The organism is Nocardia sp. NPDC059180, assembly GCF_042754945.1.
Taxonomy (GTDB): Bacteria; Actinomycetota; Actinomycetes; order Mycobacteriales; family Mycobacteriaceae; genus Nocardia.
In genome coordinates, this window is the sequence record NZ_JBHZBU010000001.1 from 730,149 (window position 1) to 749,414 (window position 19,266).

A 19,266-nucleotide genomic window follows, 5' to 3' on the forward strand; every position below is an offset into this window, starting at 1 on the left:
TGCGTCGCCGTCACCTGTGCGTTCGCAGCTCAGCCAGCACAGCGGTCAGCAGCCGGGCAGCACCGGCCTTGTCCAGCGGACTGTTGCCGTTGCCGCACTTCGGTGATTGCACGCAGGACGGGCAGCCTGCCGTACACGCACAGGAGTCGATGGTGGCCAGCGTCGCCGACAACCAACGATCCAGCTGGGCGAAGCCCCGCTCGGCGAAGCCTGCCCCGCCGGGCTGACCGTCGTAGACGAACACGGTCGGCAGTCCGGTATCAGGGTGTTCGGCGATGGACACGCCGCCGATGTCCCAACGGTCGCAGGTCGCCACCAGGGGTAGTAGGCCGATGGCGGCGTGCTCGGCGGCATGGAGTGCGCCGGGGACCTGTTGTGGGGAGATGCCGGCGCGGGCCAGCAGCTCCGGCGTCACGGTGTACAGCACGGCCTTGGTCGGCAGGGTTTGCGGAGGCAGATCGAGTTCGACCAGGTCGAGCACCTCGCCGGTGAGCAGGGTGCGCAGGTATCCGACCACCTGGCTGGTGACGTTGACCTTGGCCGATGCGGTGGTGACGCCGCCGTGGACGTGTTGGGCGATGACCGCTTCCACAGTGATGGAGGTGGTCTGGCGGGCGCTGGTGGTCCAGCCGGGATCGCCGGCGTGGACGAAAGCGACGCCGGCGTCGAGGTCGAGTTCATCCACCAGATAGGTCTCGCCCTGATGCAGGTGCACTGCGCCCGCATGCAGTGTCGCCAACGCGCGTCCGGCGTCGGCGGTACCGAGCAGCCTGCCGGTTTCGCCGTCGACGATCGCCACGGGCGCACCGATGCCACCGCGGACATCGACCGCGTCGTGCGGCTGTGTGTCGGCGGTGATGTGCCAGCGTGCGGTGTCCGCGCTGCCGTTCTCCCTGCGCCGGATCAGCCCCTTGGCGGCGAGGTCGTCCAGCACCGGGCCTGCGCCCAACTCGTCGGCTTCGCGCTGGGTGAGCGGCAGTTCGAGGGCCGCGCACAGCAGCTGCGGGCCGAGCACATAGGGGTTGTGCGGATCGGTGATGGTGGCCTCGACCGGCTTGTCCAGTAGTGCCTCGGGGTGATGGACCAGGTAGGTGTCGAGCGGATCGTCCCTGGCCACCAGCAGTACCAGCGCCCCCTGGGTCCGCCGACCCGCCCGCCCGGCCTGCTGCCAGAACGACGCGACGGTGCCAGGGAAGCCCGACATCACCACGGCGTCCAACCCGGCGATATCGACGCCGAGTTCGAGAGCGTTCGTGGTGGCTGCCGCCAGTAGCGACCCGGCCGAGATCGCTGCCTCCAGCTCACGCCGGTCCTCGGGCAGGTATCCGCCCCGGTAGGAGGCGACACGCTCGACCAGGACCGGATCTACCTCGGCCAGCAGTCGTCGGGCCTCCATCGCGGTGACCTCGGCGCCGCGCCGGGATCGGACGAAGGTCAGGGTGCGCGCACCCTCGATCACGAGATCGGCCATGATCCGCGCGGCCTCGGACGTCGCTGCCCGGCGCACGGGCGCGCCGTTTTCCCCGGTCACCGTCGTCAACAGCGGCGGCTCCCACAACGCGACGGTCCGGGCCCCCCGCGGCGAGCAGTCCTCGGTGACCGCGACACACGGCGCACCGACCAGGCGTGACGCGGCCTCTGCCGGATCGGCGGTGGTGGCCGAACACAGCACGAACACCGGATCGGCGCCGTAGTGTGCGGCCAACCGTCGCAGTCTGCGCAGCACCAGCGCGACATGTGAACCGAAGACGCCGCGGTAGGCGTGACATTCGTCGACGACCACATAGCGCAGCCTCCGCAGCACCCTGGCCCAGCGTCGATGCGAGCGCAGCATGCCGACGTGCAGCATGTCCGGGTTGGTGAAGATCCACCGAGCGTTGGCGCGCACCCACTGCCGGATCTCTCCGGGGGTATCGCCGTCATAGGTCGCGGCGTGGATATCGCGCAGCGGGCCGTCGTGGGTCAGTTCGCCGACCACCCGCAGCTGATCGGCGCCGAGTGCCTTGGTCGGGGCGATATAGAGCGCAGTGGCCTTGGGGTCGTCGAGCAGATCGCTCAGCACCGGCAGCTGATATCCCAGCGACTTCCCGGACGCGGTCCCGGTCGCCACGACGACGTGCCGCCCCCCGGCCGCCGTTTCCGCGGTGGCGACCTGGTGTGACCACGGCGCGGTGATACCGATATCGCCGAGGGCCGACACGACTTCCGGTCGCACCCATTCGGGCCAATCTGTGACGGTGCCGGCCCGGGCCGGAAGTTCGGCCACATGGGTCAGCCGGGAGCCGCCGTCCAGGCCCTGGGTTTGGACACGATTCAGCAACGATCGGCCGTAGCTTTCGCCATTCGTGGTCGCCGCGCGGCCCGTCCGGTCTGCCGGATTCACTCGATCTGCCCTCCGGCGTGTCGCGAAAGTGTGAAACGTGTGCGTCCGGAGAGCTCCACCTGCCTTTTCGATACCCAATAGCGACCTGGGTCACAGCCCGGTAGCCAGATGCTCGCTCGGTTATCGAGAGGCAAACGTACCGGAAGTCTGGATTCGCCCAATGTGTCCCTCACCTGCGCATTCGCAAGATCAAGTTTTTTGCAAATTGTCGGTAACTCCGCTGTTGAATTGCCCAGAGACATGGTTCACTGGTTCCTGGTCGCAAGCTTCTGTGTTCGAGGGACGGATCCAAAGTCCAAACCGTCGGCAGGATCGATGTTGCGAACGGTGTGCTTGGTGCTTTCCTGCAGGGGGAACCAACAGTACAGCGGTCGGAACGGGCCCGGTGGACGAACCCAGTTGTCCGCCGTTCCGGTAAGAAAAGAGAAGGAACAGAATGGCACAGGGAACTGTGAAGTGGTTCAACGCGGAGAAGGGGTTCGGCTTCATCGCGCCCGAGGACGGCTCCGCTGACGTCTTCGTCCACTACTCCGAGATTCAGGGGTCCGGCTTCCGTACCCTCGAGGAGAACCAGAAGGTCGAGTTCGAGGTTGGCCAGGGCACCAAGGGCCCGCAGGCCACCGGAGTTCGCGCGCTCAGCTGAGCTCGCATTCATCCACAGCTCGTCCCTCACCACCGGTAACGGCGGTGAGGGACGAGCTATATCTGGGGTAGGTTCTTCCGTCTCCACCCCGCCGCGCGGGACGGCTGGACCAGGGCACTGCATACTTGTCCGCGATAGCGCGTACTCTCAGTGGTCCAATCGCAACCACTCGACCACGCGCAGCGTCAAGGTATAAACGTGTCTGGTAGCGATATACGACATCGCCACCATTTGCCCTAGCCGTGCGGACGCGAACAGCGGCGCGCGGGTCGAGAAGGAAAGGTGTATTCGCCGGTGGCAACACGAGACCGCGGTGCAGCCGACCAGGGCCGTCCCCTGCGTCGTCTCGTGATCGTCGAGTCCCCGACCAAGGCCCGCAAGATCGCGCCCTATCTGGGTCGCAATTACACGGTGGAGGCCTCCGTCGGTCATATTCGGGACCTGCCGCGCGGTGCGGCGGACGTGCCCGCCAAGTACAAGGGCCAGTCGTGGGCGCGTCTCGGTGTAGACGTCGATCACGATTTCGAGCCGATCTATGTCGTCAGCCCGGATAAGAAGGGCAAGGTCACCGAGCTCAAGAGCCTGCTCAAGGACGCCGACGAGCTCTACCTGGCAACCGACCCCGACCGCGAGGGCGAGGCCATCGCCTGGCATCTGCTGGAAACCCTGAAGCCGAAGATTCCGGTCCGGCGAATGGTGTTCCACGAGATCACCGAGCCGGCCATCCAGGCCGCCGCCGCCGATACCCGTGACCTGGACAGCGACCTGGTCGACGCGCAGGAAACGCGCCGCATCCTGGACCGGCTGTATGGCTACGAGGTCAGCCCGGTGCTGTGGAAAAAGGTCATGCCGCGGTTGTCGGCGGGCCGGGTGCAGTCCGTCGCGACCAGGGTGATCGTCCGGCGTGAGCGCGAGCGGATGGCATTCCGGTCGGCCGAGTACTGGGATATCGCCGCCAAGCTCGACGCGGGCGGTTCCGGTGAGGTCGGCAATCCACGCACGTTCGGTGCGCGATTGGTCAATGTCGACGGCGCCCGCGTCGCGTCGGGCCGCGATTTCGGTTCCGATGGTCAGTTGAAGTCCGATACCGGTGTCGTCGTGCTGGACGAGGCGTATGCACGGCGTCTTTCCGAGGCGCTCGACGGTGCTGACCTGGCCGTTTCCTCCGCGGAGGCCAAGCCGTATTCGCGCAAGCCCTATCCGCCGTTCATGACCTCCACGCTGCAGCAGGAGGCGGGCCGCAAACTGCGCTTCACCTCCGAGCGCACCATGCGGGTGGCGCAGCGGCTGTATGAAAACGGCTACATCACCTATATGCGTACCGACTCGACCACGCTGTCGCAGTCGGCGATCAATGCCGCGCGGTCGCAGGCCACCCAGCTCTACGGCTCGGAATATGTGCATCCGACGGCCCGGCAGTACACCCGCAAGGTCAAGAACGCGCAGGAAGCACACGAGGCGATCCGTCCGGCGGGCGATACCTTCGCCACGCCCGGTGAGCTGCACGCCCGCCTCGACAACGACGAGTTCCGGCTCTACGAGCTGATCTGGCAGCGCACTGTCGCCTCACAGATGGCCGACGCCAGGGGCACCACGCTGACGCTGCGGATCACCGGCGTCGCAGGCACCGGCGAGGAATGTGTGTTCTCCGCATCCGGCCGCACCATCACCTTCCCCGGCTTCCTCAAGGCCTACGTCGAGAGCGTCGACGAGGAGGCGGGCGGCCAGTCCGATGACGCCGAATCGCGCCTGCCCGCACTGGAAGAGGGCCAAGGCGTCACCGCGGTGGAGCTGAACCCGGACGGCCACAGCACCAATCCGCCCGCCCGCTACACCGAGGCCTCGCTGATCAAGGCCCTGGAAGAGCTCGGCATCGGTCGTCCTTCCACCTACTCCTCGATCATCAAGACGATTCTCGACCGCGGCTACGTCTACAAGCGTGGCAGCGCGCTGGTGCCGTCGTGGGTGGCATTCGCGGTGATCGGGTTGTTGGAGGAGCACTTCGGCCGACTGGTCGACTTCGACTTCACCGCCGCCATGGAAGATGATCTCGATGCCATCGCCGGTGGCCGCGAGCAGCGCGGAAACTGGTTGTCCAGCTTCTATTTCGGTGGCGATCACGGCGCCGACGGTTCGGTCGCGCGTTCGGGCGGGCTGAAGAAGATGGTCGGCGAGCGGCTCGACGATATCGATGCTCGCGAGGTCAACTCGATCAAGCTCTTCGCCGACGCCGAAGATCGTGACGTCGTCGTGCGAGTCGGCCGCTACGGCCCGTATCTGGAGCGGATGGTCGTCAATCCGGATGATCCGGAAGGTGATTCGATTTCGCAGCGGGCCAATCTGCCCGACGATCTGCCGCCGGATGAACTGACCCCCGAGGTCGCCGAGAAGCTGTTCTCCACTCCGCAGGAGGGGCGTTCGCTCGGCACCGACCCGGCGTCCGGGAACGAAATCGTCGCCAAGGAAGGGCGTTTCGGCCCGTACGTCACCGAGGTCTTGCCCGAGCCCGCCGAAGAGGCGGCGCCGGCGAAGAAGACCGCGAAGAAGGCGGCGGGTCCGAAGCCGCGCACCGGATCCCTGTTCAAGTCCATGGATCTGGCCACGATCACCCTCGACGACGCGCTCAAACTGCTGTCGCTGCCGCGTGTGGTCGGCGCCGATCCGGCTTCCGGTGAGGAGATCACCGCGCAGAACGGCCGTTACGGCCCATACCTGAAGAAGGGCACCGACTCCCGTTCGCTGGCCGATGAGGATCAGATCTTCAACGTCACGCTGGACGAGGCGCTCAAGATCTACGCCGAACCCAAACGCCGTGGCAGGCAGGCCGCGAGCGCCGCGTCGCTGCGCGAACTCGGCAACGATCCGGCCAGTGGTAAGCCGATGGTGATCAAGGACGGCCGCTTCGGCCCCTACGTCACCGACGGCGAAACCAACGCCAGCCTGCGCAAGGGCGACGAGGTCGAATCGATCACCGACGAGCGGGCAGCCGAACTGCTGGCCGATCGCCGCGCGCGTGGTCCGGTGAAGAAGGCAGCGAAGAAGACTACGAAGAAGGCGGCTGCCAAGAAGACGACGGCGAAGGCCACCGCCGCGAAGAAGACCACGGCGGCGAAGAAGACTGCCGCCAAGAAGGCGCCGGCGAAGAAGTCTTCGGCGAAGGCGACCTCGGAGTAGCCGCGCCCGGAAGACGTGTCGGAGTCGGCCGCTAGGGTATATGGCGTGGCGGGTGTCTTCGATCGGTTGGTCGGCCAGGATGCGGTCGAATCCGAACTGACGGCTGCCGCGATCGCGGCGCGCGCCGGGTCCGTCGAGGGCGCGATGACGCATTCGTGGCTGTTCACCGGCCCGCCGGGGTCGGGGCGATCGGTCGCGGCACTGTGCTTCGCCGCCGCGCTCCAATGCGCCGATCCGGGCACCCCGGGCTGTGGCCACTGCCATGCTTGCACCACCACGATGGCCGGCACACACGGCGACGTGCGCCGGGTGATTCCCGAGGGGCTGAGCATCAGCACCAAGGAGATGCGCGCGATCGTGCAGATCGCGGCACGCAGGCCGAGCACCGGCCGCTGGCAGGTGGTGTTGATCGAAGATGCCGACCGTTTGACCGAAGCGGCGGGCAACGTGCTGCTCAAGGTGGTCGAAGAACCACCGGACCGCACGGTGTTCCTGCTGTGCGCGCCCTCGGTCGACCCGGAGGACATCTCGGTCACCTTGCGCTCGCGGTGCAGGCACGTCCACCTCGTGACGCCGTCGGTTCCCGCAATCGCGCACGTCCTGCGTGAACGCGACCAACTCGACGCCGAGACTGCCGACTGGGCAGCCTCGATCAGCGGCGGCCACGTGGGCCGCGCCCGCCGACTGGCCACCGACGACGAAGCCCGCGAACACCGCAAACGCGCCCTCGCACTGGTAGCCGCGGTTTCTCGCCCCGGCGCCGCCTACGCCGCCGCCGACGATTTGGTGAAAGCCGCCGACGACGAAGCCAAGCAGATGAGCGCCGCCCGCGACGAACGCGAGCGCGACGAACTGGCCACGGCGATGGGCGCAGGCGGCACCGGCAAAGGCGCCGCGAGTGCGACCCGAGGTTCGGCAGGCGTACTGAAAGACCTCGAACGCCGCCAGAAATCCCGCGCCACCCGCACCGGCCGCGATGCCCTCGACCGCGCGCTGATCGACGTCGCCGGCGTCTACCGCGACGCCCTCGCCGTCCGCTTCGCCGCCGGAACACACGGTTCTGGCCGGTCGCGCCCCAAACCCGGCACCGACGGCGTCACGCTGACCCACCCCGACATGGCCGACCAGATCACCGACCTCGCCGACCGAGTTCCACCCGAAGGTCTGCTCCGTTCCATCGAAGCCGTGCTGGCCTGCCGCGAAGCTCTCGACCTCAACGTCAAACCTCGCTTCGCCCTTGCGGCTATGGTCGCGGCCCTCATTGCCGCGCAGACCAGGTAGCTGAGAGGCCGTCGGAGGCGGCGAGCACAAGGTAGCGAACCGCTATGCGCCAGGGCTGCCAACGTTGGTCGTGTTCCCGCCGCCGAGATGATGGATATGCAGCGCTCTGGGCAATCGGCCGGCCGCTGCCCTGCGACAGGCCTGCTACTGGCGCAGCAAGTCCACAACGCCGGTAGTGGATTCCTCCCCACCGCCCTCGGCGACGCGTCGTTGCATCAATGCCATGAACGGCGCGAGGAGTTCGAGGCTGACGCCCTGCTCGGCGGCAGCGCGCGCCAGTGTCCCGTTCGTTGTCACCATCATGGCCAGTTTGGACTCGACGCCCTCGGCGTAGTCACCGCTGGCCAGCTGTGCCGCGGTGCCGAACGAGTAGCCGGCCATCGCCTGCTGGTAGGCAATCATGCGGGGTGCGAACTCGATCGGCGAGATGTCTTCCTTGCCGATCAGGGCAAAGGCGTGCGCGGCGCCGGCGAACATGCCCCACATCCCGCTGAGCAGGGCGATGTCGTACAAGGCTGCGAATCCGGCGTCCACGCCGACGTATTCGACTCCGCCCGGGACGGACAAGGTCTCGGCGTGTGCAGCATGCAGCTCGGGCGAGCCGCTGTAAAACACGTACGCACCCGAGTCCGGCACGCCGATCATCGAGGGGGCGGCCATGATCCCGCCGTCGAGGAAACGTCCGCCGCGGGCGGCGATCCACTCCGACAGGTCTCGGGCCTCGGGAGGGGGTGCTCGTGGTCAGGTTGACGATGTCGCGGCCGCTGAGGTCGACGCCGTCGAGCGTCGCGCGCACCGAAGCGTCATCGAGCAGACACACCACCACGAGCTGGTTCGCGCCGACGGCGGTTCTCACACCGGTCGCTGCGATCGCCCCCGCCGGGATCGGTCGAACGCTCCGGTTCCAGACGGTGACGTCGTATCCGGCGGCGATCCACCCACGAGTCAGGGCCGAACCCATATCGCCGAGGCCGAGGACGGTGAGTGCTTGGTGCGATTTCTTGTCGGACATGACGGTTAGTCTTTGGGCGGCCGCGGAGTTCATCAAGTACGCACATCGAAGTGGGTACGCACTTTCGGGTAAGCAAACAGGCAGGTGGGAAGGGGTAGCCGTGCCGATCACACGCAGACCGGGCGCCTATTCGTGCGGACTCGACGCAACGCTGTCGGTACTGAACGGCAAGTGGAAGGTGCTGATCCTCTGGCCGTTGAGCGAGCGCCCGCACCGCTTCGGCGAACTGCGCCGCCAGGTACCCGGTGTCACCGAGAAGGTCCTTACCACCCAGCTCCGCGAGCTCGAGGCCGACGGAATCGTGCACCGCGAGGCCTACGACGAGGTCCCGCCCCGCGTCGAATACTCGCTGACCCCGCTCGGAGAACTGCTCAACAACGCGCTGCTCCCGCTGGAAGCATGGGGCCGCGAGCACCTGATGGGGGCGGAGCCCGTGCACTGACGCCACCCCTCCGAACACCCGTTTTCGCGTTCTACCCACCGAGGCGATAGACTCGCGACGCCGAAAGGCACGCCGCCTTAGCTCAGTCGGTAGAGCGCTTCACTCGTAATGAAAAGGTCGGGGGTTCGATTCCCCCAGGCGGCTCTACAACAAAGCCCCTCGCCTGTGCAGTCAGACGAGGGGCTTTCTCGTTGAAACGGACCGCTCCGATCTCGGATCCATAGGTCTGTGCGACGCTCGACAAGGTCGACGCCAACCGCCCGCTCTAGAGCTCGTCGCTATGCGCGCGCTGCGGTCGAGCAGCATGCGACGTCGGGCTCGGCGGCTGTTGTTCCGCAACAACGAGCTTCGTCGTCGGCGAGCAATTCCGGTGCCTTACCGAAGGTTTCGCTGTCGGACAGCACGGTGTATACCTCCCAGCGCTCGGTGTCGGGTGCGGTGACCCAGACCTTGTCCTGGGTGGCGAAGCAACAGGTGGTGTTCATCTCCTCCTCGGTGAACAGTCCTGCTTCGGAGAGGCGGGCGATTTCGGAGTGGACGGTGCCGGTGGTTTCGACTTCGACGCCGAGGTGGTTCACGGAGCCGCCGTGGCCCGGGTTTTCCAGGAGGACCAGCTTCAACGGGGGCTCGGTGATGGCGAAGTTGGCGTAGCCGGGCTTGCGCTTGGCCGGCTCGGTGCCGAAGAGGGTCGAGTAGAACTTCACCGACGCCTCGAGGTCGTCGACGTTGAGGGCGAGTTGGATGCGGGACATGATTGAACCTCCACCTGTGAGATATATGTCGAAGAGCTGATGCCGACCAGCTTCCTCACCTTTTCGACATATGTCAATACCCGGCGTAGGGTGGATTTCGTGCCGAAAACTTTGCCACTGGTGGATATGTCGGCGCCGGTGTGTTGTGCGCCGGTGGCCGCAGGACCCGTCGACGACGCTGCCGCGCTCGAGGTGGCGCTGCGGTTGAAGGCCATCGCGGATCCGGCCAGGGTCAAACTGATGTCACTGCTGCTCACCTCGGCCGACGGCGCGGCGAGTACGGGGGAGCTGGCCCGCGCGCTCGGATTGGCCGAATCGACGGTCAGTCACCACCTCGGCCAATTACGTAAGGCCGGATTGGTGGCGTCCGAGCGGCGCGGGATGAGCGTCTTCCATCAGGCGCGGCGCGATGCGCTGGCGGCGTTATGCGTGGTTCTCGACCCGAACTGCTGCTGACCGCACGGATTTCAGCCGACCGGCGGTCCGGCAGTGTGAGCTGGATCCGGTGATCGAAGCCGCCCCACCCTCTCCGCCTCAGGGCGCGATGACAATCTTGCCCCGGACGTGTCCGTCCTGACTTGCGGCGAAGGCCTGCGGCACCTCGTCGAGCGAGTAGGTCCGTGCGATGGGGACGGTGAGTGAACCCGCGGCGGCGAGATCGGCCAGCCGTTGGGTTTGGGTGCCGTCGGGTCGAACCCACACCACATGCCCGCCGTGCTCCTCGACGGCCGCATCGGCGATAGAAGCGTGGCGGCCGTTTGCGGCGAGCACCTTGGTGGTGACGTCGAGCTGTCCGCCGACGAAATCGGCTACCGCGCTCACGCCGTCCGGCGCGAGTTCGCGGATGCGATCAGCGAGGCCGTCGCCGTAGGCCACCGGTTCGGCGCCGAGTTCACGCAGGAAATCGTGGTTGCGTTCGGAGGCAGTGCCGATCACCCGCGCACCGCGCGCCTTGGCGATCTGCACGCCGAGACTGCCCACCCCACCGGCGGCAGCATGGACGAGGACGGTATCGCCTGCGCCGACCCGCAGGATATCGAGCGTGCGCAGCGCGGTGCCTCCGGCCAGCGGCAGTGCGCCGGCTTGCTCCCAGGACAGCTCCGCGGGCTTGCGGGCGAGGGTGGTTGCTGGGACCGCGACCAGTTCGGCGAAGGTGCCCGCGTTCAGCGTGTCCTTGCGGGCGTAACCGAGCACCTCGTCACCGACCGTGAATTCGGGTGTGTCCGGGCCGGTTTCGACGACAACGCCCGCCACGTCCCAGCCCGGAATTACCGGGAAGATCGCATCCAGCAAGCCGTCGAGCCCGCCGGTCATCAGCTTCCAGTCGACCGGATTGACCCCGGCCGCCCGCACCTCGACCAGCGCCGACCCCGGAAACACCTTCGGCTTGGGCAGCTCGCGCACCCGCACATCGGAGATATCGGAGCTGTACCGGTCATAGGTGGCGGCGCGCATGAAGCATCCTCTCGCAGTGGATTCGCTGTCCTCGGATGCAACCGAGCTGCGCCGACGATATTCCGCACCGGAACCCCAGCCACGCATTCCGACGGGCGAGCCCCGAGAGCTCGGATGCGGCCCGCCGAACGTCGCACAGATCCGCGGGCGCAACGTGCCGCCGCCGATCGAACACAGAGCTCACCGAGACCGGGCGACGTTGACCGGTCTCGGTGAACCTCCGCTCAGCCCGCGGCTGCCGCGCGCAGGCCGGTGCGGCGGATGATCCGAGCCAGTTCTTCGTTGAACCGGTCGGCCGCTTCGATATTGGTGAGATGTCCGGTGGGCCAGACGTGGTATCCGGCGAGGTTGCCCGCGCGATCGAGGGTGTCGGCGATGATGCGGGACATGCGCTCGGGCAGGAGATTGTCGTGGCTGCCCGCGATGACGGTGGTGGGTACGGAGAGCTTGGCCGCGGCCTCGCCGAGTTCGAGGTCGGCGAGCGCGGCGGCGTGCTTGCCGCGAGCAAGCGGACGGCACGACCGGACCACGCCGAGCGCGAAGTCGACCTGATCGGCGGTGGCGCCGGGCGACATGATCCTGGCCTTCAGTACCGCGCGAGCCGGCCAGCCGCCGGGAATCGGGACCGGCGCGGTGAGCAGGGTTTCGGCGATGGCGATGGGCATCCGTAAGCCCGCGCCGAACACCGTCACCGGACGTTCGGCGACCGTGAGCGGCTTGTTCAGCAGCGGCAGCAGGTCGGTGTCGTAGCGGATATTTCCCGAGGTGGTGTTCATCAGGACGGCGGCTTTGGCGCGGCGGGTGACCTGGTCGGGGTGCCTGGCGGCCCAGGCCTGCAGGGTGATGCCGCCCATGCTGTGACCGACGAGAACTGCTTGCTGTCCGGGGCGCAGGGTGGCGTCGAGGACGGCGGCCAGATCATCGGCCATGGTGTCGGCGGAGGGGAACAGGGTGCCCGCTTCACTCTCACCGTGACCGCGCTGGTCGTAACACACGACCCTGTGGGTGTCGGCGAAGGCGTTGATCTGCGGGTTCCAGTACTCGATGCTGCAGCTCCAGCCGTGCACCAGCACGATGGCGTCGCCGTCGGCGGGGCCGTAGGCGTGAACGCGCAGGCGGGCGCCGTCGACCGTGGTGACGGGCACGACCTCGTGCGCAGCGGTGGGAGCGTTCAACGACGCTGTTTCGAAAGTGCGCGACCGTAGTCCGGCGCGAAAGGGGGCGGTCAGGGCGCCGTGGCGGACCTGCGCCAGCGTCTTCATCGACTTCACCAGCATCAGAGCACTCCTTTGTGTCTCCCGTCACCGTAAATGCAAGCTGGGGTGCTTGCAAGTGCAAGCGCCCTAACCGGAAAGAAATGCCGTGACGGTGCGCTACACCGGGTGTCGGTCCGGTGGGTAATGCCGTTACCTGGAAAATGCCCGAAATCAGGGCAAAGTATGCCGGAAGTTTGCCGGAGATTTGACAACCCAGCCGTGCGAACGGCCGGAAACTCGGCTGAACGGGAGGCGTCCGTCGCCGGGGGCAGTCTGTGTGGAGTCAGGCCGTGGTCGGCGTGGTCAACCAGAGTTCGGCTATCGCGTCGGGGACCACCAGGCAGACCTGATCGTCGGCGCGAAACCCCGCGGGTAGGTCGTGGCCACTCGGCGCACGCACGAACACCACGAGAGAGGAACCATCGCCGGGATCGATTTCGACGGCGACCGATCGTTCGCCGCGCGGGCCGATGCCGGAGTCGAGGACGGCATCATCATCGGGGGCGTACCAGCGGCCCACATGCCCGAATTCGAGCTTGCGCGGCGGCCGGTCCCCGAACTCGTCGAGCCCGGTGACACCAGCGGCGTCCACGCTGAGAAAGCTTACGCGGGCGGGACTCCCGGCGGAATGGAGAGATCATGTCGTTACCTGCTGCGATCATGTGGCCATGCCCGGAGGACGGCCCCGGTGGGCCCGGCTTCGAGCTCATCGATCCGGCAGGCAATACGCTGCGATTCGCCCAGCCGGGCTGAACCACGCGTGATGGCGGCGCCTACGCGGGTCCGACTACGGTGGATGACTGTGGATATCGCACAGCCTGGGCCGGTCACGGCAGGGGAGCCGCCGAGTACCCGATGGCGCGCCGTCGCGCTGCCTGCGGCGGTCGCCGGGGCGGGTGCGCTCGCGGTGGCTGCGGTGCACCTGCGTGATCCGCATGTGGAGGGATCGTGGGGGATCTGTCCGGTCTACGCGCTGTTCGGGGTGTACTGCCCGGGCTGTGGTGGTATGCGGGCGGTACACAACCTCACCGACGGGCACGTGCTGGATTCGCTGCACAGCAACCTTCTCGCACTGCCGTTGCTCGTCCTGTTCGCGCTCTGGGTCGGCGACTGGGCGATCCGAGCCTGGCGCGGTAAGCCGATGCGGCATCTGGGCATCAACGCCGTCACCATGTGGTCGATCTTCGGCTTCCTCGCGGTGTTCACGGTGGTGCGCAACACCCCGTGGGGCACCTGGCTGACACCGGTCTGACCGGTAGCCCGGAGGCGGTCGCCGACCGGCACCATCCGAGCCCGGTACCGATCGAATACCCCCGCTCGGGGGCGAAACGGGGCAAGCTGGAAGTAGCGAACGGGCCGGAAAGGACACAGCACATGATCGACTCACTGAAGGCGCGGGTACGCGCCAAGTTGCTGCGTCAGCTCGCCGAGGACGGGCCATCGGATACCGAGCAGGATGATCCCCGGCTGATCTCGGTGGAGACCGATCTCGATGCGCTCGACAGCGTCGCCGACGACGATCCGCTGGTCGAAGAGCTCGCCACTCGATACCTGGTCTTCTGACCCGCCTGGGTGCAGCGAACGCGGAGCTACGCCCCGGTCGACATCCCACCCGACGGTGGTAGCTGCGGCAGCGGTTCGGCAAGCAGCCAGCTGTCCCACAGCGAACGCAACGGCACCAGGCTGTAGTGCCCGGCCAGATCGGTGAACTCCTCGGCGGTCACCGACGCGTGCCGGTAGCGCACCGTCCATTCCCGCACCAGTTCGAAGAATGCGGAGTCACCCAGTTCGAGCCGCAGCGTATGCAGGCACAGTGCGCCGCGTTTGTAGACCCGATCGTCGAACATGCTCGTCGGCCCTGGATCGCCGACGATGATGTCCTGCGGTTGACGCGCCAGGTTGTGCCGCGCTGCTCTGGCCAGCTGATCGGCGGTCGGACCGCCGGATTCCTCGGACCAGATCCATTCCGCATAGCAGGCGAAACCCTCGTGCAGCCAGATATCGCGCCACTGCCGGATGGTCAGGCTGTTGCCGAACCACTGATGCGCGAGTTCGTGGGCGACCAGGCGTTCCGCGCCGCGGCGGCCGTCGCAGTGGTTGGCGCCGAAGATCGAGATGCCCTGAGCCTCGATCGGGATCTCCAAGTCGTCATCGGTGACGACCACCGTGTACGCCTCGAACGGGTACGGCCCGAATTTCTCGGTGAACACCTCGAGCATTCGCGGCTGACGGGCGAAATCGTGGTCGAAATTGCCGCGCAGCCGGGCGGGGACCAGCGCGTGCATGGGGACCGGTCCGGGTCCCGGGCCGAGGCGATGTTTGCGGTACTGCCCGATCTGGATGGTCGCCAGGTAGCTCGACATCGGTTCGGACTGCTCGTAGACCCAGGTGGTCTGGCTGGCCTTGGTCTGTTTGCGCAGCAGGGTGCCGTTGGCGAGGGCGTAGTAGGGCGTATCGGTGGTGATCGAAATGCGGTAGCTGGACTTGGAACTCGGGTGATCGTCACAGGGGAACCAGGAGGCGGCGCCGTTGGGCTGGCTGGCCACCAGCGCGCCGTCGGTGAGTTCCTCCCAGCCGACCTCGCCCCACGGACCACGCACCGGCCGCGGCGTCCCCGAATACTGCACGGTCACCGCGAGCAGGCCACCGGCCGGAATCCGCTGCTGCGGGGTGACGACGAGTTTGCCGTGCTGGTGGGTGTACTTGGCGACCTTGCCGCCGTTGACCAACACCTTCGACACCGACAGCGCCTGCGACAGATCGAAGGCGAAGCGCGGCCGCACCTCGGTGGTGACCGCGGTGATCTCGGCGCGGCCCGCCAGCCGGTTGGCGGCGACCTTGTAGGTCAGCTCGAGTTCGTACCGCGAGACCCGGTAGCCCCGGTTTCCGTTCTGCGGCAGGTACTCGTCGATGGGAGCGTCGTAGAACTTGCCTCCCATCAGCCGGCGGCTCCCGGGTCGGTGGCGGCGGTCCACGGCGCGATCGGATTACCCCACCACCGCGTCGACGGCGGGACGGTATCGCCGCGCATCACCAGCGAGGCCGGTCCGATGGTCGCGCCCGCGCCGATGGTGGCGGCGGGCAATGCGACGCAGTGCGGTCCGAGCGTGGCGCCCGCGCCGAGGGTGACGGTATCCATGGACATGATCCGATCGTGGAACAGATGGGTCTGCACCACGCAGCCACGTTCCACGGTCGCGCCGTCACCGAGCGTCACCAAATCCGCCTCCGGTAGCCAATAGGACTCGCACCATACCCCGCGACCGATTCGGGCACCGAGACCACGCAGCCACAGATTCAGTACCGGAGTACCCGTGGCGGCGCGTGCGAACCACGGCGCGGCGACGGTCTCGACGAAGCTGTCGGAGACCTCGTTACGCCAGACGAACGAACTCCACAGTGGATGCTCCTCCGCGCCGATCCTGCCGATCAGCAACCATTTCGCCGTCACCGCGCTCGCACACGCCACCGCCCCCGCGACCATCAGCACCAAACCGGAGAGCAGCGCGGCCGCCGGATAGCCGATTGTTTGTGCCAGCCAGGCCAGAGCGAACAGCACACCGAGGCCGATCGCGAAGGTCACGAGTACCGGCAGCAGGCGGCAGGTCTCGACGACGCCGCGGAACACGCGCAGCCGCAGTGGCGGATCGAAAGTGCGCTCGGTATCGGCGGTTTCGGTGGCGCGCCGCAGCCGCACGGGCGGACTTCCCAACCAGGACGAGCCCGCCTTGGCTTTACTCGGCGCTGCCGACAGCACCGCGACCAGGCCGTTCTTCGGTACGCGGCGGCCCGGCGCTGTCATACCCGAGTTGCCGAGGAAGGCGCGTTTGCCGACCTTGGCTTCGCCGATGCGCAGCCAGCCGCCGCCGAGTTCGTAGCCGGCGATCATGGTGTCGTCGGCCAGGAACGCGCCGTCGGCGACGGTGGTGAACTTCGGCAGCAGCAGTACTGTCGACGCTTCGACACGCTTGCCGATCTTGGCGCCGAGCAGCCGCAACCAGACCGGCGTCAGCAGGCTGGCGTAGAGCGGGAACAGGAAGTTGCGGGCACCGTCGAGCAGGCGTTCGGTGGCCCACACCTGCCAGCCGACCCGGCTGCGCACCGGGTGATAGCCCTCGGTCAGGCCGATGCTGAGCACCCGCACCGCGACCACCGTTGCCACCGCGTAGACCAGCAGACTCAGCAGGGTCGCCACCGGCAGCATGAGCAGTCCGCGGCCGAGCGCGCCCGCGATGGTGGTGGTGTCACGGATCCACCAGACGATGAGCGCGCCACCGGCGGCCAGACCGAAGATCGGCATCGCGGCCAGCCCCATCGAGCTGAGCGCGAACGCCATCACCCAATGCGCCGCCCGCTTCGGGGTGTCGGCCGGCCAGCGGTGCCTGGCCTTGCCGACCTTCACCGCGGGCGAACCCGCCCATTCCTGGTCCGGCTTGACCTTCCCGGCGACCGCCGATCCCGGGGCGATCTCGGCGCCGCGGCCGATCTTGGTGCCCGGCAGCAGGATCGAGCGTGCACCGACGACCGCGCCGCGACCGATCGCGATCGGCCCGATATGGACGACGTCGCCGTCGATCCAATACCCCGACAGATCTACCTCGGGTTCGACACTGCATCCGTCACCGAGTTCGAGCATGCCGGTCACCGGCGGCAGGGTGTGCAGGTCGACGCCCTTGCCGATCTTCGCGCCGAGCGCCCGTGCGAACGGCACCATCCACGGTGCGCCGGAGAGGTTTTCGGCGCCGCTGGCCTCCGACAGCCGCACCGCCGCCCACAACCGCAGATGCACCGAGCCGCCGCGCGGATAGCTGCCGGGTTGGACGCCGCGCAGCAGCAGCCGGGCGCCTGCGACACAGATGCTCATGCGGCCGAGTGGGGTGATGAACACGACGAACAGCAGCAGCGTCCACCACCACGACAGCTGCGGCAGCCAGGGCAGCGCTCCCGCCCAGCTCGCGATATTGCCCGCGATGGCGAGCCAGGTCAGCCATTGCAGGCCGGTCAGGGTGGTCAACGGGAGGGTGGCCAGCACCTGCGCGCATTGCGCCGCCAGCGGGGTCGGGCGGACGGTGCGTTCGATGACGGCGGCCGCGGGTGCGGTGTCGTCCAGCAGTTCGGCCAGCGCGCCGAGACGCGGATGGTCGTACAGATCGGCGACCGCGATCCTCGGATATCGTTCCCGCAATGCGGTCACCAAATGGGCCGCCGACAGCGATCCGCCGCCCAGATCGAAGAAATCGGCGTCGGCGCCGGTGATCTCGGCGCCGAGAATCGAACTCCACAGTTCCGCCACCCAGGCGGCTGTCCCGGTGAGCCCGTGGTCCACATTCTCGTCGGTGCCCGCGACCGGCCAGGGCAGTGCGTCGCGATCGACCTTGCCCGAGGTGCGGGTGGGCAGTTCGGGCACCACGACCAGGCGCGGGACCAGCGGCGCGGGCAGCTGTTCGGCGAGCAGCGTGCGGGCGGTCTTCACGTCGTAGTCGGGTGCGGTTCCGGTGAGGTAGCCGACCAGGATCTGATTGCCCGCAGTGGTGGTGCGCACCGCGGCGGCCGCACCGCTCACACCGGGCAGATGTTGCAGGGCATTGTCGAGTTCGCCGAGTTCGATGCGACGGCCACCCACCTTGACCTGGTCGTCGGCGCGGCCGATGAAGACGAGTCCTGCACTGTCGTTGCGCACCAGATCGCCACTGCGGTAGGCGCGTTCCCAGCCGAGCGAGGCGAGCGGCGCGTACTTCTCGGCGTCCTTGGCCGGATCGAGGTAGCGGGCCAGGCCGACACCGCCGATCACCAGTTCGCCGGAGTCGCCCTCGCCGACCGGATTACCGGCGGCATCGACGACGGCCAGATCCCAGCCGTCCAGCGGCAACCCGATGCGTACGGGCCACTTTCCGTCCAGCAGTGCCGAACACGCGACGACCGTGGTTTCGGTGGGGCCGTAGGTGTTCCACACCTCTCGCTCGGACTCCGCGTCACCTGCCAGGCGTTCGGCGAGTTCGGGCGGCACGGCCTCGCCACCGAAGATGAGCAGCCGCACCGGTTCCAGAGCCTCGGCGGGCCAGGTCGCCGCCAGCGTCGGCACCGTGGAGACCACGCTGATCTCATGCCGTACCAACCACGGACCCAGATCGGCACCGGTGCGCACCAATGCGCGCGGCGCTGGAACGAGGCAGCCGCCGTGCCGCCAGGCCAACCACATCTCCTCGCAGGAGGCGTCGAAGGCGACCGAGAGTCCGGCCAGCACACGGTCACCGGGGCCGATCGGGGCGTCCCGCAGGAAAAGCCGAGCCTCGGCGTCGACGAGCGCGGCGGCGTTGCGATGGGTCACCGCAACACCTTTCGGGGTTCCGGTGGAGCCGGAGGTGAAGATGATCCACGCGTCATCGGTGGGGGAGGGCTGCGCCGGGCCATCGGTTTGCTCGGCGGATGCTGGGATCGGCTGCGCGTGCTCGGTCGGCTCGATACCCGCGGCGGTCACGATCGCGGTGACCCGAGCCTCGCCGAAAACCAGGCGGGCTCGCTCATCCGGGTCGTCGGCGTCGACCGGGACATAGGCCGCACCCGCGTGCAGCACAGCAAGAATCGTGACGTAGAGCTCACGGGTACCCGAGGGCATCCGCACACCGACCCGGTCGCCGCGGCGCACACCGGCCGCGGCGAGGCGTTCGACCGTGACCGCGATCTCGGCCAGCAGTTCGGTGTAGGTGAGCGCGGTGTCGCCGTCGTCGATGGCCGGTGCGTCCGGATGGGCGCGCGCGGTGTCAGCGAGGATGTCGACCAGTGTTCGCGCAGGTGGGGCGAGGGTTGAGCGTCGCAGCGGATCGAGCTCCTCGACCGAACCATCGGTGTCGATCTGCGGCTGGAGCAT

15 protein-coding genes, 1 tRNA gene and 1 pseudogene are annotated in these 19,266 nt (G+C 67.6%); 8 read left to right on the forward strand and 9 right to left on the reverse strand.

All coding sequences use genetic code 11. The features are described from left to right. Positions 1-10: 10 nt before the first annotated feature. Positions 11-2,320, reverse strand: a complete 2,310-nt coding sequence (locus tag ACFXNW_RS03390) for a DEAD/DEAH box helicase (RefSeq protein ID WP_379415531.1) — start codon at positions 2,318-2,320, stop codon at positions 11-13. A 499-nt stretch (positions 2,321-2,819) separates the two neighbouring features. On the opposite strand from ACFXNW_RS03390, the gene ACFXNW_RS03395 reads away from it, so the two are divergent. From ACFXNW_RS03395 to ACFXNW_RS03405, 3 genes are all read left to right on the forward strand, one after another. Further along, positions 2,820-3,026: a cold-shock protein gene (locus tag ACFXNW_RS03395; protein ID WP_011206895.1), complete on the forward strand. Its 207-nt coding sequence runs from the start codon at positions 2,820-2,822 to the stop codon at positions 3,024-3,026. 294 nt (positions 3,027-3,320) lie between these two features. After that, on the forward strand, positions 3,321-6,200 hold the full coding sequence (gene topA / locus ACFXNW_RS03400) for a type I DNA topoisomerase (protein ID WP_379415533.1): 2,880 nt from the start codon (positions 3,321-3,323) through the stop codon (positions 6,198-6,200). 45 nt (positions 6,201-6,245) lie between these two features. Beyond that, positions 6,246-7,481: a DNA polymerase III subunit delta' gene (locus ACFXNW_RS03405; protein ID WP_379415534.1), complete on the forward strand. Its 1,236-nt coding sequence runs from the start codon at positions 6,246-6,248 to the stop codon at positions 7,479-7,481. A gap of 144 nt (positions 7,482-7,625) precedes the next feature. On the opposite strand, the gene ACFXNW_RS03410 is transcribed toward ACFXNW_RS03405, so the two are convergent. Both ACFXNW_RS03410 and ACFXNW_RS03415 read right to left on the reverse strand, forming a co-directional pair. Beyond that, a complete protein-coding gene (locus ACFXNW_RS03410) occupies positions 7,626-8,126 on the reverse strand; it encodes a hypothetical protein (protein WP_379415535.1) in 501 nt (166 codons plus the stop codon). 142 nt (positions 8,127-8,268) lie between these two features. Beyond that, positions 8,269-8,526 (reverse strand): annotated as a pseudogene (locus ACFXNW_RS03415) (NAD(P)-binding domain-containing protein); the annotation flags it as partial. Between the two features lie 67 nt (positions 8,527-8,593). Here ACFXNW_RS03415 and ACFXNW_RS03420 point away from each other — a divergent pair. Together ACFXNW_RS03420 and ACFXNW_RS03425 are read left to right on the forward strand one after the other, a co-directional pair. Continuing rightward, positions 8,594-8,935 carry a winged helix-turn-helix transcriptional regulator gene (locus ACFXNW_RS03420; RefSeq protein ID WP_379415537.1) on the forward strand — a complete coding sequence of 114 codons (342 nt, stop codon included), beginning with the start codon at positions 8,594-8,596 and terminating at the stop codon, positions 8,933-8,935. Positions 8,936-9,006: 71 nt separating this feature from the next. Next, a tRNA-Thr gene (locus ACFXNW_RS03425) sits at positions 9,007-9,079 on the forward strand. A gap of 134 nt (positions 9,080-9,213) precedes the next feature. On the opposite strand, the gene ACFXNW_RS03430 is transcribed toward ACFXNW_RS03425, so the two are convergent. Next, positions 9,214-9,687 carry an ArsI/CadI family heavy metal resistance metalloenzyme gene (locus tag ACFXNW_RS03430; protein WP_379415538.1) on the reverse strand — a complete coding sequence of 158 codons (474 nt, stop codon included), beginning with the start codon at positions 9,685-9,687 and terminating at the stop codon, positions 9,214-9,216. A 99-nt stretch (positions 9,688-9,786) separates the two neighbouring features. On the opposite strand from ACFXNW_RS03430, the gene ACFXNW_RS03435 reads away from it, so the two are divergent. Beyond that, on the forward strand, positions 9,787-10,143 hold the full coding sequence (locus ACFXNW_RS03435; protein WP_379415540.1) for an Rv2640c family ArsR-like transcriptional regulator: 357 nt from the start codon (positions 9,787-9,789) through the stop codon (positions 10,141-10,143). Positions 10,144-10,221: 78 nt separating this feature from the next. On the opposite strand, the gene ACFXNW_RS03440 is transcribed toward ACFXNW_RS03435, so the two are convergent. From ACFXNW_RS03440 to ACFXNW_RS03450, 3 genes are all read right to left on the reverse strand, one after another. Then, positions 10,222-11,142 (reverse strand): NADP-dependent oxidoreductase, encoded by a 921-nt coding sequence (locus ACFXNW_RS03440; protein WP_379415541.1) that lies wholly within the window; start codon positions 11,140-11,142, stop codon positions 10,222-10,224. A gap of 224 nt (positions 11,143-11,366) precedes the next feature. Continuing rightward, on the reverse strand, positions 11,367-12,419 hold the full coding sequence (locus tag ACFXNW_RS03445) for an alpha/beta fold hydrolase (RefSeq protein WP_379415542.1): 1,053 nt from the start codon (positions 12,417-12,419) through the stop codon (positions 11,367-11,369). Positions 12,420-12,681: 262 nt separating this feature from the next. Then, the gene (locus ACFXNW_RS03450; protein ID WP_379415543.1) at positions 12,682-12,990 is read right to left on the reverse strand and encodes a hypothetical protein; all 309 of its coding nucleotides are present in this window, start codon (positions 12,988-12,990) and stop codon (positions 12,682-12,684) included. 210 nt (positions 12,991-13,200) lie between these two features. On the opposite strand from ACFXNW_RS03450, the gene ACFXNW_RS03455 reads away from it, so the two are divergent. Together ACFXNW_RS03455 and ACFXNW_RS03460 are read left to right on the forward strand one after the other, a co-directional pair. Then, the gene (locus ACFXNW_RS03455) at positions 13,201-13,650 is read left to right on the forward strand and encodes a DUF2752 domain-containing protein (protein ID WP_379415545.1); all 450 of its coding nucleotides are present in this window, start codon (positions 13,201-13,203) and stop codon (positions 13,648-13,650) included. Positions 13,651-13,772: 122 nt separating this feature from the next. Next, complete coding sequence (locus ACFXNW_RS03460; protein ID WP_379415547.1) at positions 13,773-13,961, forward strand: hypothetical protein; 189 nt, start codon at positions 13,773-13,775, stop codon at positions 13,959-13,961. 26 nt (positions 13,962-13,987) lie between these two features. On the opposite strand, the gene ACFXNW_RS03465 is transcribed toward ACFXNW_RS03460, so the two are convergent. Next, on the reverse strand, positions 13,988-15,337 hold the full coding sequence (locus ACFXNW_RS03465; RefSeq protein ID WP_379415548.1) for a M1 family metallopeptidase: 1,350 nt from the start codon (positions 15,335-15,337) through the stop codon (positions 13,988-13,990). Then, entirely contained in the window at positions 15,337-19,266 is a 3,930-nt protein-coding gene (locus ACFXNW_RS03470) for a Pls/PosA family non-ribosomal peptide synthetase (RefSeq protein ID WP_379416275.1), read from the reverse strand. Before ACFXNW_RS03470 ends, ACFXNW_RS03465 begins: the two co-directional genes overlap by 1 nt.